13 protein-coding genes and 1 tRNA gene are annotated in these 15026 nt (G+C 56.0%); 7 read left to right on the top strand and 7 right to left on the bottom strand.

The window, feature by feature from the left end; all coding sequences use genetic code 11:
• Positions 1–86: 86 nt before the first annotated feature.
• The 6 genes from AC0V6Z_RS02565 to AC0V6Z_RS02540 all read right to left on the bottom strand — a co-directional run bounded on the left by AC0V6Z_RS02565 (position 87) and on the right by AC0V6Z_RS02540 (position 4371).
• On the bottom strand, positions 87–1124 hold the full coding sequence (locus tag AC0V6Z_RS02565) for a hypothetical protein (RefSeq protein ID WP_472639843.1): 1038 nt from the start codon (positions 1122–1124) through the stop codon (positions 87–89).
• Positions 1125–1147: 23 nt separating this feature from the next.
• Positions 1148–1363: a hypothetical protein gene (locus AC0V6Z_RS02560; protein ID WP_472639842.1), complete on the bottom strand. Its 216-nt coding sequence runs from the start codon at positions 1361–1363 to the stop codon at positions 1148–1150.
• Positions 1353–1775 (bottom strand): hypothetical protein, encoded by a 423-nt coding sequence (locus AC0V6Z_RS02555; protein WP_472639841.1) that lies wholly within the window; start codon positions 1773–1775, stop codon positions 1353–1355. Before AC0V6Z_RS02555 ends, AC0V6Z_RS02560 begins: the two co-directional genes overlap by 11 nt.
• The gene (locus AC0V6Z_RS02550; protein WP_472639840.1) at positions 1772–2245 is read right to left on the bottom strand and encodes a hypothetical protein; all 474 of its coding nucleotides are present in this window, start codon (positions 2243–2245) and stop codon (positions 1772–1774) included. The genes AC0V6Z_RS02555 and AC0V6Z_RS02550 overlap by 4 nt, the downstream gene beginning before the upstream one ends.
• A gap of 248 nt (positions 2246–2493) precedes the next feature.
• Complete coding sequence (locus tag AC0V6Z_RS02545) at positions 2494–3144, bottom strand: helix-turn-helix transcriptional regulator (protein WP_472639839.1); 651 nt, start codon at positions 3142–3144, stop codon at positions 2494–2496.
• A gap of 783 nt (positions 3145–3927) precedes the next feature.
• Positions 3928–4371 carry a hypothetical protein gene (locus AC0V6Z_RS02540; protein ID WP_472639838.1) on the bottom strand — a complete coding sequence of 148 codons (444 nt, stop codon included), beginning with the start codon at positions 4369–4371 and terminating at the stop codon, positions 3928–3930.
• Positions 4372–5137: 766 nt separating this feature from the next.
• Here AC0V6Z_RS02540 and AC0V6Z_RS02535 point away from each other — a divergent pair.
• From AC0V6Z_RS02535 to AC0V6Z_RS02520, 4 genes are all read left to right on the top strand, one after another.
• Positions 5138–6886 (top strand): bifunctional helix-turn-helix transcriptional regulator/alpha/beta hydrolase, encoded by a 1749-nt coding sequence (locus AC0V6Z_RS02535; protein WP_472639837.1) that lies wholly within the window; start codon positions 5138–5140, stop codon positions 6884–6886.
• Positions 6887–7046: 160 nt separating this feature from the next.
• Positions 7047–7493, top strand: a complete 447-nt coding sequence (locus AC0V6Z_RS02530; protein WP_472639836.1) for a hypothetical protein — start codon at positions 7047–7049, stop codon at positions 7491–7493.
• Between the two features lie 24 nt (positions 7494–7517).
• Positions 7518–8330, top strand: coding sequence for a PAN domain-containing protein (locus AC0V6Z_RS02525; protein ID WP_472639835.1), 813 nt, complete (start codon positions 7518–7520; stop codon positions 8328–8330).
• Positions 8331–8357: 27 nt separating this feature from the next.
• Positions 8358–10853 (top strand): hypothetical protein, encoded by a 2496-nt coding sequence (locus tag AC0V6Z_RS02520; RefSeq protein ID WP_472639834.1) that lies wholly within the window; start codon positions 8358–8360, stop codon positions 10851–10853.
• Between the two features lie 119 nt (positions 10854–10972).
• Here the strand turns inward: AC0V6Z_RS02520 and AC0V6Z_RS02515 are convergent.
• Positions 10973–11044, bottom strand: a tRNA-Thr gene (locus AC0V6Z_RS02515).
• A gap of 262 nt (positions 11045–11306) precedes the next feature.
• On the opposite strand from AC0V6Z_RS02515, the gene AC0V6Z_RS02510 reads away from it, so the two are divergent.
• The 3 genes from AC0V6Z_RS02510 (at position 11307) to AC0V6Z_RS02500 (ending at position 15019) form a co-directional block, all read left to right on the top strand.
• Positions 11307–12326 (top strand): hypothetical protein, encoded by a 1020-nt coding sequence (locus AC0V6Z_RS02510; protein WP_472639833.1) that lies wholly within the window; start codon positions 11307–11309, stop codon positions 12324–12326.
• 85 nt (positions 12327–12411) lie between these two features.
• Positions 12412–13755, top strand: coding sequence for a helix-turn-helix transcriptional regulator (locus AC0V6Z_RS02505; RefSeq protein WP_486176429.1), 1344 nt, complete (start codon positions 12412–12414; stop codon positions 13753–13755).
• A 145-nt stretch (positions 13756–13900) separates the two neighbouring features.
• The gene (locus AC0V6Z_RS02500) at positions 13901–15019 is read left to right on the top strand and encodes a hydantoinase/oxoprolinase N-terminal domain-containing protein (RefSeq protein WP_472639831.1); all 1119 of its coding nucleotides are present in this window, start codon (positions 13901–13903) and stop codon (positions 15017–15019) included.
• Positions 15020–15026 lie beyond the last annotated feature (7 nt).

Raw genomic sequence — 15026 nt, 5'->3', positions numbered from 1 at the left:
ACCTTCCCCAAGCCGTTTGCGCGGCTGGGGAAGGTGGGGAGGGGAGAAGGTAAGGTCTCCTCTCCCCCGCCCGCGCGGGCAATCGATTAGCTGCCGTCGCCAGGAGCGCCGCCGCCGCCGGCGTCACCGCCGCCTTGCGACGCTGCGATAGTCAGCGAGTTGGTTTGCTGGTTGCCGACACCAGCGGCGAAGTTCACGCCGATGTTGCCTGAGGCACCGCTGACATCGAGACCAGAGATCGAGTTGATGCTGTCTTGCTGCTCAACCCGGCTCAAAAGAGCGGTTTGAACCAGACCAGCATTGGCCTCTGCCAGATCGGCATCGTTTGCGGTGGCCAGCGTCATCAGGTTGGATTGCTGATTGAGGCTGCCTGTCGCCACGTTGACGCCGATATTGCCTGAACCCGTGATCGTCGCACCAAGAATGGTGTTGCGATCGCGGAAGTTGTTGCGGCCGCCGCCAGCTTCGGGATCATCTTCGTCGAGGAAGTCTTCAGCAGCGAATTGTGCCACACCGATCAGTGATTGCAGTCCGGTGGTGGACGCTTCTGCCCAACCGCCTGATGCTTCAGGATCGCTGTTTGCCGACACAGAAATCGACGCGCTGTTCATTTGCTGGTTGAAATAACCAGCCGCCAGGTTGACCCCGATGTTACCCGAGGAATCGACATTGAACGCGTCAACCGTGTTGATAATCGGCGCGAAGAATCCAGCGCGAATTTGCGGCTGCAATTCACCATCGAAGAAGCCGCCTGGCAGATCGCCTGGCTCGCTATAGCCCTGGCCGAAAACCGGATCGACAAATCCGTTTTCACCGTTGAGCTCATTTTCCTCGCGGTAGTTTACCACTACGCCAGTGAGGAATTGCTTCGCATCAGTGACCGCAACAGCTGAGCTGTCGACTTCGATTTCCCCCCGGAGACGAACGGCACCGCGAAGGGCGACGTCTTTCTCATAGGTGACATCGGTGGTCACACTGGTGTCGATGTTGTTCGCATAGCGCAGATCAACTTCAAGGCTGGATTCGCCGTCTTGGCCTCCAACTTCGCCGCCGTCTTGTGCCATGGCGGGGGCAGTTACGGCCAAAGCCGAAACCGCCACCGTAGCTAGCATTACCTTTTTCATAGTCCTTACTCCATTGCTTCGGTTCAAGGTTTGCCCCCGGCCGAGATGTTCAGCGCGAAGGTGTTGGCAGAGGAATTCCTCTCGCCTCCGACAACATTCACCTGCACAAGCCCGCTGTTCCCAGCGAATGCAGCGTCATCGATGTCGATGCGATCATTGCTGGTTTTGAGAGCTTGGGCTGGTGAACCCGTCGGATCTGTGGGAGCGCTCGACTGGGCGAGCATCTGGTCAGAGACCACTCCGTTGTTTCCTAGAGCCAGTGCAGCCAAATTGGCTGACTGGTTGTGTGTGCTGCACGGTGAGATTGAGGCTCACCATGCCGGTGTTGTTTGACAGCGCGCCTGCGCCGATTGTGATGGATGTTGCGCGGTCAGCGCCGCTGGGCACGTCCATCATTTGCTCGGCGCTGTGGCCGGTGATCGCGATATCGCCCATCGCCACCACGGCGCTGCCCAATTGCTGGTTCCCATCACCAGCGGCAATATTCACAGCCACGCGTCCGCCATTGTCGCTGAGCGTGTCCGCTGCGATTTCGATGCTGTCTTGCTCTGCCTCGGCTTGCCCCGCCTCGGCTGGCTGCGCCGCAAGCGGTGATGCCAAGATCGGCAGCAGCAACGCAGCGCTGCTAAGAAGGGTTCGCGCGCTTTTCATTGTCCGCTCCCCGCTGTGCGAGAGATCACGCTGAGCGCGGATGGCAGGACGCTGAGGCCGCGACCCACAATGCCGCCAGCCGAGCTCGCGCCACTTTCAGAACGGGTGAAATCGCCAGAGCTTTGCGGCCCTGTGACTGGGGTTAGTCCGATGCTGACCGCTTGGTTCGCCACATTCAGGGTGCGGGAGAGTGGGGCTGTGACACCAGCTTGGTCAGCATCGGACATCGGCTCTAGGCCGATAAGCATTGATTCCAGGATGAGTTTGGATTGATCGGGCGCAACCGTGCTGGCCTCACCTTGCGCGATGCGCCGGGTGGCCGTGCCATAGGGCACATCGCGAGCATATACGATCTCGCCAGGGTGTTGATCCTTATTGGAAGGGAACTCGCCCTCTTGCGCGGCGGCAGGGATGGCTGTGATGGCCAAAAGGCTGGCACCAGTCGCTAGGACACCAGCGCGGCTAGGCAAAGCTTGGCAGTTCTTGTAGAATATACATGTCGCCTATCCCTGTTAAATACAGTGGTTCGCCAAGGTGTACGCGGCATATTTGCCGTCAGACCAAGACGAAGGAGCGATTGCTCCAGACGACCCGTTCGTTGAATATGATTGGAGTTATATGCCGATTCGTTTTCGGCCGCATCACACAGGTTTAGTAGTCAAATATGACTATAGAAATTTGTAAAAAAACGACACGTTTCAGTATATTACTGTGTAGATTAGATTTGATAGGGTGCGAGTGTCTGCCACAATTCTTCGCGCGAGCTAACGCCCAGCTTGTCATAACAATGGCGCAGGTGCGCGCGCACGGTGTGGACAGAGATATTCAGCTCCTCGCTGATCTTGGATGGGCCGTGACCACCCAGCAGCAATTCGACGATATGCGCTTCGCTTGGCGTCAGGCCAAACGCCTTTGTCAGGTCGACCAGTTCAGCGCCATGGCCGGGGCTGGCGATATGCAGGCTGACCAAAATGGTATCTTGGCAAAGCCCGGTAGCAGACAGCAATACATGACCGCGCAAGGTGTTGCAGGGAATGATGGCGCTGTCGACTGCGCCCGCGTCCAACTTCAACATGCGCTCCAGGGGTTCCTTGGCGTCGGTCTTGTTGCCGACCAACCGGCCATCTATGATCGAATAGCAGTTCAGTTCTGCAATTTTCGACTTGGCCTGCTCGCCAATGGCGATGATCGCACCAGTCCTATCGAGCATGATATGGGTGCGTTTGTTCAGCCGTTCTTGGGCAGAAAGGATCGCATCGGTGCCGTGCATGGCTCCGCTCAACGGCGGCAAGGCGGCGGGCGGCGGAACCGCACGGTTGAGTGTGTGCCCCCGACTTATGAGCGCTTGCGTGTCAATTTGCTTCATCATCTGGCATTGCCCCTCTGCGGCCAGCAGCAGCCGACCTCACGCGCACCTTACCTCACGCATCGTTCCAAAAATCGCCCATGCAGCCAGAATTGCAGCACGCCTTACCGCGTGCCGATTTCTGACCCGATGGTTATATTTTTCTCTAATTGCCCTGCCTTAAAGGTTCAGGGAACGTAGCTTGCTTGCGCCCAATGCTACATGCGCTGATGCGACATCAGAACACCCTTGAAGATTGCGCCTGTTTTGAATTGCAGTCAATGCAACTCACCTTGGATTTATAGCCATTCGTCGCAGAATTCGGGGGCTGAGGGGGCTTTTCTGATTAACAATAATGTTAATAGGCTGCGGTCAAATTTGTCGAGAATCGCAGCTTGGGTGAGGGCTGGAGAGCGCGCGGAACGGGCACAGTAGACCGAATTCTGAAGTTGGGGCGCGTCACTCGATTTCCGTCTCCGCAAAGCGCCTGACTCACTTAAGATAGAACTCCATATCGAGTATCGCTCGATCGAGATCCAAAGCCCTGAGTCTCCGTCTAGCCGTCAAGTGCATCGAGATTGAAATCGGGCCAGTCTATGCTCAAATCGTCGCTGTAATCCTAAATCTCGAAAAGGTCAGCCTTCCTGAAAGGAGGGCCTAGCTTTGGAATTCAAGGTGCAGAACGATTGTGGTAGCTGCCACCGGGGCCTCGCCGACATTACGGCTCCTGGGCCGATTGCAAACTGTCTGCTTTCGGCATAGCAAGGCCCGAAGCCAGCCTCTCACCAAGCGACTAGCAATCGCACGTCAAGCTTGCTTCTTTGAGATGAGCTCTTCTAGCTTTCGAAGATAAGTCCGTCTCTTTGACGCAAACTTAAGGAACCACATGTTCGCAATGGCAGCCGTCAGAACAACAAGACCCAGCGCCCACCAGACATCCTGGACGGCGAATCCGACAAAGAGCAGCACGATGTTCAGCAGAAGTATCGGCCCAAAACCCGCACCCGCCCTCTTCTGATTTTGTAGCGATCGCATTGAGCCTGCTGGACGCGTGCTTAGTTCTTCGGTTCGCCTCGCAAATTTGTCGAGCGAGTAATTCGCTTCCAAATCTTGAAGCGAGAAGCACACACTAAATTCGATCTGCACCTGTTCGATATAGGAATTGAATCTTCTCAAGCTAGGCAAAGCTATTTCGGACAATACCTTGCCCTTTTGGATCGGGCAGCAAATAGTCCAGGAAATGGCCTTCATCAAATTCAACCCCTGGGGTGGCCCGGGCCGCTTCGAAGAGTTCTATGATTTTGCTCTTGGTATCCTCTGCCATTTTGCCCCTGCCAGTCTTCTGTTCACGCATCAGTTCCAATAGCCAAGTGGTGTTTTGCGACGCTCCAGCTAGCCTGCGCGAAAAGCCTGCTCGTCCCGAAACAGACGCGCGCGAACGTTGAACGCTTCTTCGACAGCTCTGACAACGGCGACTGCAAATACGTTGAGCTCAGCCTCGTGCTTTCGCCCCATTAGTCGATCGACCAGACTGCGCGTGCTGCTTAACACTAGCAACCACTCATCTGACCGCTGAATCATACAGGTAAGTTGAACGCCTCCATCCGTGACTTCGACGTACCAGCCATACGCATCCCATTTCGCAGTAGGAGAGGTGATTTGCGCGCCATCAGCACGCAATGCAGTGAAAATACAGGCCGAGCTGCTGATTGTTCGTCAGCTGCTCTGATTGTCGAAGGTCGGGTTTCGAATGTGACAAACTTGCTCATGACGAAACGCATACATCCGAACAGTGAAAAGTTTCTAATCGCGTGCGTGATCTGCAAATGGGCCGTGTGTAGACCGTCCGGTTTTAGTTGATCGTACCTAGAAAGCAGACCTTTCGCTCACAACCCAAGTGCGGACTGGAGATCGTTCATCAGAAAATCGCCGAGCATGCGCGCTTCGCGCTTGTATTTACACTGCGCCGTTATAGTCTCGCCGGATGAGGGTCAAAGCCAGTAATCACAAAGACTTGTTGGCGGAGCTCGACATAGCTCTGGTCTCTGCTTTGTACCGCGCTGCGGGTGAGCCAGATGCGCTCGACAATCTGGTTGCAACCCTGGAGCGCCGCTACAATTCACAAAGCCCAGTTCACGGTGAAGGCTTGCGTGATGTCGTGGTCCGGGAGCTCGATACGATCGAGACCATTGTCGAAGGTCAATCCAGCAGCGTGTCGCGCGATCCGCTGGAGCGGGCAGTAGAAGAAGTGCCAACCGCTGCGATAGTGATTGATCCGTTTGGCAAGATCATCCTTACCAATGAATATGGCGCGGAATTGTTTGACGCCCGGCCAGGTCAAAGCTTCGATTTTGAGATGATTGACCCGGTCTATCGCACACAGTTCCGCGATTTCACCGCCAGCGCTCGCCTCAGGGGTAATAGCCGGCGGATTATCTTGCGGCTCGACAGCTTGGGCTACACCGAAGACGACGACGCACCGGGTCCGTTACAACTGGCTGAGGCTATTATTGTCGAGACTACCAATCGCGATCATGGCTGCATTGCCCTGCGTATGCTCGATATCCCCTGGACTGACACGGTCGATTTGCAATTGCAGGAGGCCTTTGGCCTTACCCGGGCCGAGTGCGAAATTTCGCGCCAGTTCTACGAACTGCGCGATACTGGCGCCGTTGCAAGCTACCGAGGCACCACTTTGGCGACCGTGCAGACGCAGCTGAAATCAGTCTTCGCCAAGACGCAATCGGCCAGTCAGGCGCAATTGCTCCAGATCCTCTCCCTGCTGTGCGCCCGCGCCGCGATCGACAGCAAGTCTAGGCTGGCCAGTTGGTCTAATCCGATTGGGCGAGAGGCGACATTCACGCGAAGTGATGGCCGAGAGATCGCCTACAGCTGGCAAGGCGCGCAAGACGGAATGCCGGTTCTGTTTATCCATGGGCACACTCTGGGCCATATCTTCCCACCAGAGGCCGAACGATTGTTTCGTAATGCTGGTCTGAAGGTTCTGATCCCTTCACGTCCCGGATTTGGTCACAGTGAGTATGATCCGGGGCTCAGTACAGCTGACGACAGCGCCTTTGCAATCACTGAGTTCTGTGAGCACCTAGGGTTGAAGCAAGTTCCCGCCATCACCGCTAGCAGCGGCCTTGTTTCCCTAAGCCTCGCAGTGGAGCAGCGCCCCGATCTGATCAGTTCGTTCACCAGCCTGGGATACATTTGGTTTGCGCATTTGCCGCTCGAACCCAGCATGCGCCGTTATCAAAGGATGGTGTTTCGGGTGTCTCACCGCGCCCCGCGCCTGTTCAAAGCGTTTAGCCGCATCGCCTACCGCAATATGCAAAGCGTGGGAGTGGATTGGTACATCGACAAGCTGATGGGGGACGACGGCGTTGACCGGGCATTCTTCCGCAGCGGCAAGAACGCTGGCCTGATCCGCGCAGCCTCGCACCATTTGTTGGTCCAAGGTCCAGAGGTCTACACGCGAGAGCTGACCATTTCCCGCGATCCGATCCTGCGCTTGCTTGAGCAGGACCAATGCCCGTCTTTATTTCTGGTGCCGGATCAAGATCGCGTGCACCCGTTTGAAGATTTCAAGCAAGGGCTGAGCTTTGGTGATGCGGCGCAATTTGCAGAGCTGCCCGATTGCGGCGAGATGTATTTCTACAAACGCTCAGAAGAGATCGCTCGGCGTGTGATTCAGCATATTGAGGCCAGCTCTCCTGGCTATATTGGCACTCCTGTCGCGGCCCACGCAGCCGCCGATTGAACCAGCGCTATCGCTACGTAAAGCAGCAGTTACTCCTAAAAAAGCCACAGTAAAATACGCGCATACACCATCTGGTGTATGACAGCGCTGGCCGCGCGCTCCATTTGGCATCCCCATAAAACAAGGTCGTGATCCATCACACTGTTCAGGGGAAATATCGATGAAAAAGCCATGCACTTTGCTGTGCTGCATTCCGGCTATTCTAGTCGCAGGTTGCGACGGCGCGGAGTCGACTGCGGAAGACATAATCAACGACGCCAGTGATATGGCGACGGGCATTGAACAGGCGTCGGTCGAGCTCTCGGCAAAATTGCGCGAGGCGGCATCGCAAAACGGCGACATGCCGTGCGATCTGCCTGCGTTGCCTGATGCCAGCGGCGCCCAGCCGATGAATGTCGATGGCAGAACTTTCACCACCGCCAGCACGCCTGAACAGGTCGCCGCATTCTATGCGGCCGCGGCAGAGATGCGCGGTGGCAGTGCGGCGACTGGCGGCCCTCCGGGCCTCGCTGAAATTCAGCTCACGCTCGGCGGACAAGGCAACTGCAGCATCTTCGCTCAAGCGCAGATGACCGGCGACACAAACGTTCAAATCACAAAGCAATAAATCTCACCTCTCAGGGAGGAAATCATGCGTACATTTTTCACAATTTGCCTGACGCTACTCGGTATCGGCCTAGGCGGTGCAGTCGTTGCGCAGACCATCGGCAGCGTTTCAAACGGTTATATCGAAGAGGGCAATCTCATTCGCTCTGGCAATATCATCAATACCATCACGATGAGCAATCGCGGCCAGAATGCGATCACATGCCGCAAGGCCTGTGACGCGGACAGCAATTGCAACGCCTATTCCTATGTTCAGGAAGCGCCAAATCGCAAACCGATCTGCCAATTGCGCATGATTGCATTGCCTCGTGCGGCGACCCGTAGCCATGGCTTCACTCAAGCGGTCTCCGGCACGAAGCTGAGCTTTCTTACCGATGTGTCAAAGCTCAATCCCTATCCAGGCCGCGCGATTACAGGCGGAACTGTGATGGGGACGATGAAAATCCCAAATCAGGATCCGATAGCATGCTCAGATGCGTGTTATCGCGATGGAACATGCACCGGCTTTACTTACAAGCCGCGCACTGTTCTGCCGAAGCGGGCTCCGGCCGAGTGCACGCTGTTCTCGAAGAACGGAACACTGACGGCTAGCACTCAGGTAGGATACCTCTCGGGCAGCAAGGCACGCATGAGTGTGCCGCGCAAATCGCGATTGCCTTCGCGCAGCGGTACGGCCCCTACCGCGCGTCCAGCGCTATCACCCAAGCGTCCTGTCATTCAGCGTCCCAGCGGGCAGAGCATCACGATCCCGGATCAAACGCCGGAAGAGAACCCATCGCTGAGCGATGACGATGATGCACAGTTCCCCGGCGAAATGCTTGAGCCGGAAAAGCGCTGAGAACCCTCTAAAATTTGGAGATGAACAATGACGAAGACAATGTTCTTTGCCAGCACTGCGATGCTGGCCGCAATGGGCTCGTTTGTGATTGCCGCCCCGCAAGCACGCGCTGATGGCACGGCGGAATGCAACACCAACCCAACTGGCGGCAGCCAGTCGGTTGAGTGCGGAGTTGGCTCAGACGCCAGCGGAGCCAATGGAGCAACGGCAGTCGGCGGCGATGCCGAGGCAAGCGGTGTAGCGTCAACGGCGGTGGGCGAGTTCGCCACGGCCAGCGGCGATGAAAGCGTCGCTGTGGGCGAGGATTCCGATGCCACACAGCAGGGAGCAACTGCCCTTGGCAGCGGCGCTCAGGCCACAGGCGCAGGAGCGACGGCGGTTGGCGGAGATATTGACGCTAGCGGCGCCATTGATGCGGCTGTTGCGTCGGGCGCAGCCTCCACTGCGGTTGGTTCCACAGCCAGGGCAACGGCAGCTTTCGCGACGAGCATTGGTACACAGACATCTGCTGCTGGCGAGTTCTCAACAGTGCTCGGACATGGAGCAAACGCATCAGTTCGAGACACGATTGCAATTGGATCTTTTGCGGAAAGTTCTGGTGCTGGTGCAACAGCTCTTGGCGGCGATATTGATGCCGATGGGCTTGGCGCGCAGGCAACAGGAATGGCAGCGATTGCAATTGGGGCAGATAGCGAAGCGAACGCAACCAACGCCATTGCGATTGGGCAAACTGCGGCCGCGAGCACAAACGGGATAGCGCTTGGCTTTGAGGCGGCAGCGAGCGGCTCTTCAAGTCTAGCGCTTGGCAGGCGTTCGGAAGCGTCGGCTTTGAGCAGTATCGCATTGGGATCAGGCGCAAATGCAACAGGCAGTGAGAGTATCGCATTCGGCATCAATGCGGACGCTCGTGCCCCTTTCACCCTAGCATTCGGTAGTGATGCGACCGCATCTGAAATTGATGCAATGGCGCTCGGCGCATCAAGCAGGGCCACCGGCTCAAGGGCTATTGCCATCGGGTCAAGGGCGTTTGCCGTCGGAAGCACAATAGCTTTGGGCGTTGGTGCGAGCGCGAGAGGGGATGCTAGCATTTCAATTGGCACCAGTAGTTCAGCGGATGGGATTGATGCCATAGCAGTGGGAACGGTTGCGAGTGCTGACGGAAACCAGTCTGTCGCTTTTGGTGTGACCGCATCGAGTTCCGCATCACGATCCTCGGCCTTTGGCCATTCTGCTAGAGCCTCTGGAGAAGAATCGACATCGATAGGAGCTAATGCAGTAGCGGTCAGTTTTGGGGCTTCGGCTTTTGGCTCAGAGGCCGTTGCCTCCGCCTCCGCCAGCAGCGCCTTTGGCTTGCTTTCGCAAGCTGACGGCGCGGGAAGTACGGCCATCGGAGCTAGTGCTGCAGCCACAGGGCGCGCAAGCATCGCGCTGGGCACGTTTAGTGATGCCGCTTTTGATGGCGCAATCGCGATTGGCGGAGATAGCGACGACATGAATTTCGAAGGTGCGCAAGCGCTCGCCATAAATGCAGTTGCGCTCGGCACAGAGGCGAATGCGAACGGTGCTTCCTCGATTGCTCTTGGTGCGGATTCTGTTGCGAGCAGTCAGGATGCCAGCGCTGTTGGCACTGGCACGAATGCGATTGGTCAGGAGGCGTCTGTGTTTGGCGCAAGGGCGCGGACCAATGGCGCTTTGGCAACGGCTGTGGGTGCGCGCTCGGTCGCGACTTCGAACGGGACGTCGGCTTTTGGGACGGGTTCTCAAGCGCGGTCGCTCAATGCGACCGCAATCGGCAACTCAGCCCGCGTTGAGGGCGCTTTCTCGACCGGCATTGGGACTAGTGTGAACATCGCTGCGACAGCCAACTCAGCGGCTGCGGTTGGTTTTCAAGCCAATGTCAGCGGCAGCGCGGGTACAGCGGTGGGCAGCTCAAGCGAGGTAACCGCACAATTTGGTACCGCTGTTGGCCGCGAGGCGAGCGTGACGCACAACAATTCGACCGCAGTTGGCTTTCAGGCAGCGTCCACTGCGAACAATCAGGTTGCGCTGGGCGGAGATGGATCCTCGGTGCGGATTGGCGACATTGACGCCTCCACGGCTGCGCAGGTTGGCCCCGTGGATGCAGTGACCGTCGACGCGAATGGCACGCTTGGCCGCCAGAGCGTTGCAACCGCCGCCTCAGTCGACAATGTCCGCCGCGCCCTCAACACCGTTTCACAAGTGGGAACCGCTCAGTTCGATGCGCTGTCAGGAAGGGTGAACACTTTGTTCGACCTCACCAGCACAATTGACCGCGATGCACAGCGGGGCATTGCTTCCATCGCTGCGCAAGCCTCTCCGCACTTCCCAAGTGCAGCGGGTAAAACCAGCTATGCCAGCAATGTCGCGACGTACCGCGGCGAAGTTGGTTTCTCCGCTGGACTGATGCATCGGTTCGAAGGCGACTTCGCCATCACCGCAGGGGTAACCTACGCAGGCGGCAACTCCACCAGCGTGCGGGCAGGCATCGCAGGAGAGTTTTGAGGCGAGTGAAGATTGGTACTGGGAAGCGGACCACAAGGGTGGATGCTTCCCCGCAGGCCCGACGGTGCCTATGCAATCGGGCGCAGGATCGCGTTAGGTGCAAAAATAGAAGCGAGAAGTGGTGCTTAGCTGCAAGATTCGAACTCGCGGCCCCCTGATTACAAATCAGGTGCTCTACCAACTGAGCTAAGCCGGCATATAATTGTGTCCGCTTCCACCCCCAAGGGCTGACCAATGCCGACCTCGCTAAGCCATCTATCAGCAGCCCGTCTGCTTTGTCTGGACTTCCATCAAAAGCGGACTGACTGCTTTCGACCCAAAATCGGTCACAAAACCGCTCAGGCCTGTCACGGCGAGAAATTGATGGGCCAAACTGCTGACAACCGATGTCCGCGTGGACTTTTTGAGGTTAAAATACTACTTAGTAGTAGCTCGAGATTTGAGGGGTTTCTGATGCTTAAAACAGTTGATCGCATCAGAGGTCGAATTGATAATGATCGTCCGATCATCGTCTTCTGCGCGCCCCCTGGATTCGGGAAACGGAAATTGCTTGGTGCGCTGTGGAATGAAGCTCAGGCTGACGGAAGTTCGCTGTTCTTCGACCGTCTCAATCATATCAACGATCCCCGAGCAGCTGCGAATTCGATCATTGAGCGACCTGAAATATCCGCTATCTTTGTCAGCGATGTTGCGGATGCTGACAAAGAGTACTTTAGCCTAGCTCTGGACCGGCTGGTTCGAACGAAATCCAGTCAGCGACTCTTTATCGCAATGGACGAGCCCTCGATTTTAGATTTAGGAAGATTGCGCACTGCCGGTCATGTGGAATGGTTTGGATCTGACTTCTTAGCGCTCACCGATCTAGAGCGGAGGGAGCTGTTTACAAAAATTAGTGGCGTTATGGATCGCAATCGGCTCACTGAGATTGTAGGTCATTGGCCGATTGCCGCTGAAATGTTGATCGACTGGGCTCTTCGGTCAAGTGAATTGGCGCGCAGCTTTCAAGACCACGAAATTCTGTATGAAACAGGCCTATTTGAGTTCATTAAAACTCAGATCTGGGCGCTTCTCAGCGAGAGAGAGCGTGAAGCGCTGGGTCGCACTGCATTGTTGTCCCAACCGAGCCAGATTTTGTTGAGGAACGCAGAATGCCATGACCGAGTAATAACGAACCTGGCGATCAAACTCGGCGGATTGGTTGGACAATCGGATGACGTGATTTGGCTGAGTCCGGCGCTGAAGTTGTTCGTTCGTGAGAACGCACAGCTGGAAGATCCACAAGCCCAGGTTCGCACAATGATCGAGCTGGTAGACTGTTGCTCAATACATGGAAATTTGAGCGATGCAGCGAGACTGGCAGCAGCCGCGGGCCAGCCAGACAGGATTGCACAAATTGCGGAGCAGCACGGAGCCTTGCTTATTTGGGTGCACTGCGGCTTTTCAGATCTACAATCCTTGGTTGAAAACGCCTAGCACCGACGTGATTTCAAGGTCTCCAGCCCTGAGAATGATGCGGTGCATAGTCGACCTCAAACTTGGACAGATTGGTCGTGCGGAAGTGGAGCTTCAACAGCTTGCATCAGACCCGAGCGTTGCGGACACGATGAGGACGGAAATCGAAATCATTCGTGTGACGCTTTTGGTGTATGGTTGCTCGCTTGCTCGCCAGCATGACATTGAGTTACTGGCTGATTTGCTCGCTCAACAATCTACCGAACCGGCTTGGCAATCATTTCTCGCAACCCTTAGCTGTATTCTGAACTCACAACGAGCGAGGTTCAAGACCGCCAACGCCAGCCTGATTGAAGCAAGGCGGGAGGCGGAGAGGGCTGGATCGCGGTACAACATAATGTTCCTCTTTCTCCACGAGGCAGGCATCCAAATTGCGCAAGGCGCTATGGTGCAGGCTCGCTCTGCCATCTCCGCCGCCCGCAAGATATGGCGCGAAGAGTTTGCGTCCGACTTTGGCGTAGAAACAGTGATCGCAGCGCTCAGTTCAAAGGTTGAATTTGAAACTGGCCGCCTAACAAGTGCGCGCAATTCACTGCGAAAATCAGGCAATCGATTGCCTGATGGAGAAGCGTGGTTCGACATCTACTACGCGGCGTATGAGCCGATGGCGCGTATTCTCTTGCGCGAACAAGGTCTGTCAAAGGCTATCGAATTCCTCGAAACAGAAAAGGCAAAACTCGATGCACGAGGATTAGGCCGAGTAGGTCGCCTATTGAAGGGGCTTGGGGCTTGTCTCGAAGGTGAAGCGCGCCTTCTTGGCCATCAATTTGCCGAGAGTATGGACAATAGCTTCTTGGTAAATGAAGATGTCTGGAGCTGGCAGGAACGCGAAACCTACAATCTTGCGACAGCATATAGCCACCATATGTCGGGTCGTTCGGAAGAAGCGATTGCCCTCCTTCATTCGGCCAGCAAAGCAGCGATCGAGCAGTCACTCACTCATTCGCATTTCCGTTATTCGTTGACGCTTTTCCTCCTCTGCCATCGCTGCAATCAGCGGAGAGATGCATTGACCCACCTGGAGAGCATACTTGTATTGGCGAGCAACACTGGAATGCGGCTGGTTGCGCAAGATGTGGTCGGCCCCATCATTCCTGAATACAGCGAAGAATCAATTGCTACAGGCACACTGAACAAGAGCCAGCTCAAGATTTTGACCGAGATCGGAACGGAACGGAAAGACATTCGCTCGCCCAATGGCAAACTTAGTAAGCGTGAAATGGATATCGTTACAGCGCTTTCTGAAGGTGATTCAGACAAAGAAATCGCTCGATACCTTGGCATTAGTGATCACGGTGTCCGCTATCACCTGAAAAATATTTTCCGAAAACTCGGGGTGCATGACCGCCTTGCGGCGGTGCTTTCTGCGAAGCAAAAGGGGTGGATATAGATCGCTTGAGCTACCAATTTGAGTAGTCCTGCATATACAGGTTCAGAGCATGACTACTAAGTAGGCTGAGCCTACTCCCTACTACGTTGGTTGTGTTTCTCTCTGCACGCCGCATTCTCCCAGCGGCAAAGGTGGGAGATGAGGATTGCGCATTGGCGTAGATGTAGGGGGCACGAACACCGACGCGGTTCTTGTTGGCCCGTCGGGGGTCGTCGCATCGATCAAAGTGCGCACAAGCAGCGACGTCGGTAGCGGTATCGTTGATGCAATCCGTTCACTGCTATCACAACAGGCTTCGTCACCGGAAGATATCTCCGCGGTGATGATTGGCACGACGCATTTCACGAACGCTTTCATTCAACGGCGCGAGCTGGCCAAGGTGTGCTGCATCCGGCTCGGACTGCCAGCATCGCGTGGAATACCTCCGTTTTCGGGATGGCCTGATGATGTGCGTCAATCAGTCTTCGCTGGCGGCGAGCTTGTTCGTGGCGGTTACGAATTTGATGGACGACTGATTGCCCCACTAGACGAAGCAGAGGTTGGCCGGATCGCGAGATCGGCAGCGCTCGACGGCATCACGCAAATCGCGGTTTCTGGGATCTTTAGCCAACTCAATGATGCGCAAGAAAGGCGGGCGGCGGAGATCATTCGAGATGCAGAACCACGGCTTGAGGTTTCTCTTTCTTCCGAACTTGGGCGCACGGGGCTTATAGAGCGAGAGAACGCCGCGATCATGAATGCAAGTCTACGGCCATTGGCAAAGAAGGTAGCCAATGCGTTCGCAGATGCCCTTTCGACGCTCGGGCTTACTTGCCCTTATTACGTTAGCCAGAATGATGGCACCCTAATGGATGCCAAGCAGATGCGGCACTATCCGGTGCTTACGTTTGCCGCGGGACCAACCAACAGCTTACGCGGCGCCGCTTGGCTTACGGGCATCAAGGACGGGATCGTAGTAGATATCGGAGGTACGACTTCCGATGTCGGAGTTCTGGTTAGCAATTTTCCTCGCCAATCGAGCATTCATGTGGACGTCGGCGGCGTTCGCACCAATTTTCGGATGCCTGACGTCCTCTCGGTTGGTCTAGGGGGTGGGTCGCGAGTGCGCCTCACCGACGGCAAGATCACGATAGGCCCGGACTCTGTTGGTTTCGCTCTTACCGAAGAAGCGCTCATTTTTGGTGGAGACCAGCTCACAACCAGCGACCTTGCGGTTGCTGGGGGTGGGTTGAATTTGGCGATCCTTCCCTTCTCGCTGACCTAGATCTGCA

It is taken from the genome of Erythrobacter sp. SN6-5 (assembly GCF_057364945.1).
The sequence above is the reverse complement of the archived record's forward strand: the minus strand, read 5'-3'. Positions and strand labels throughout refer to the sequence as shown.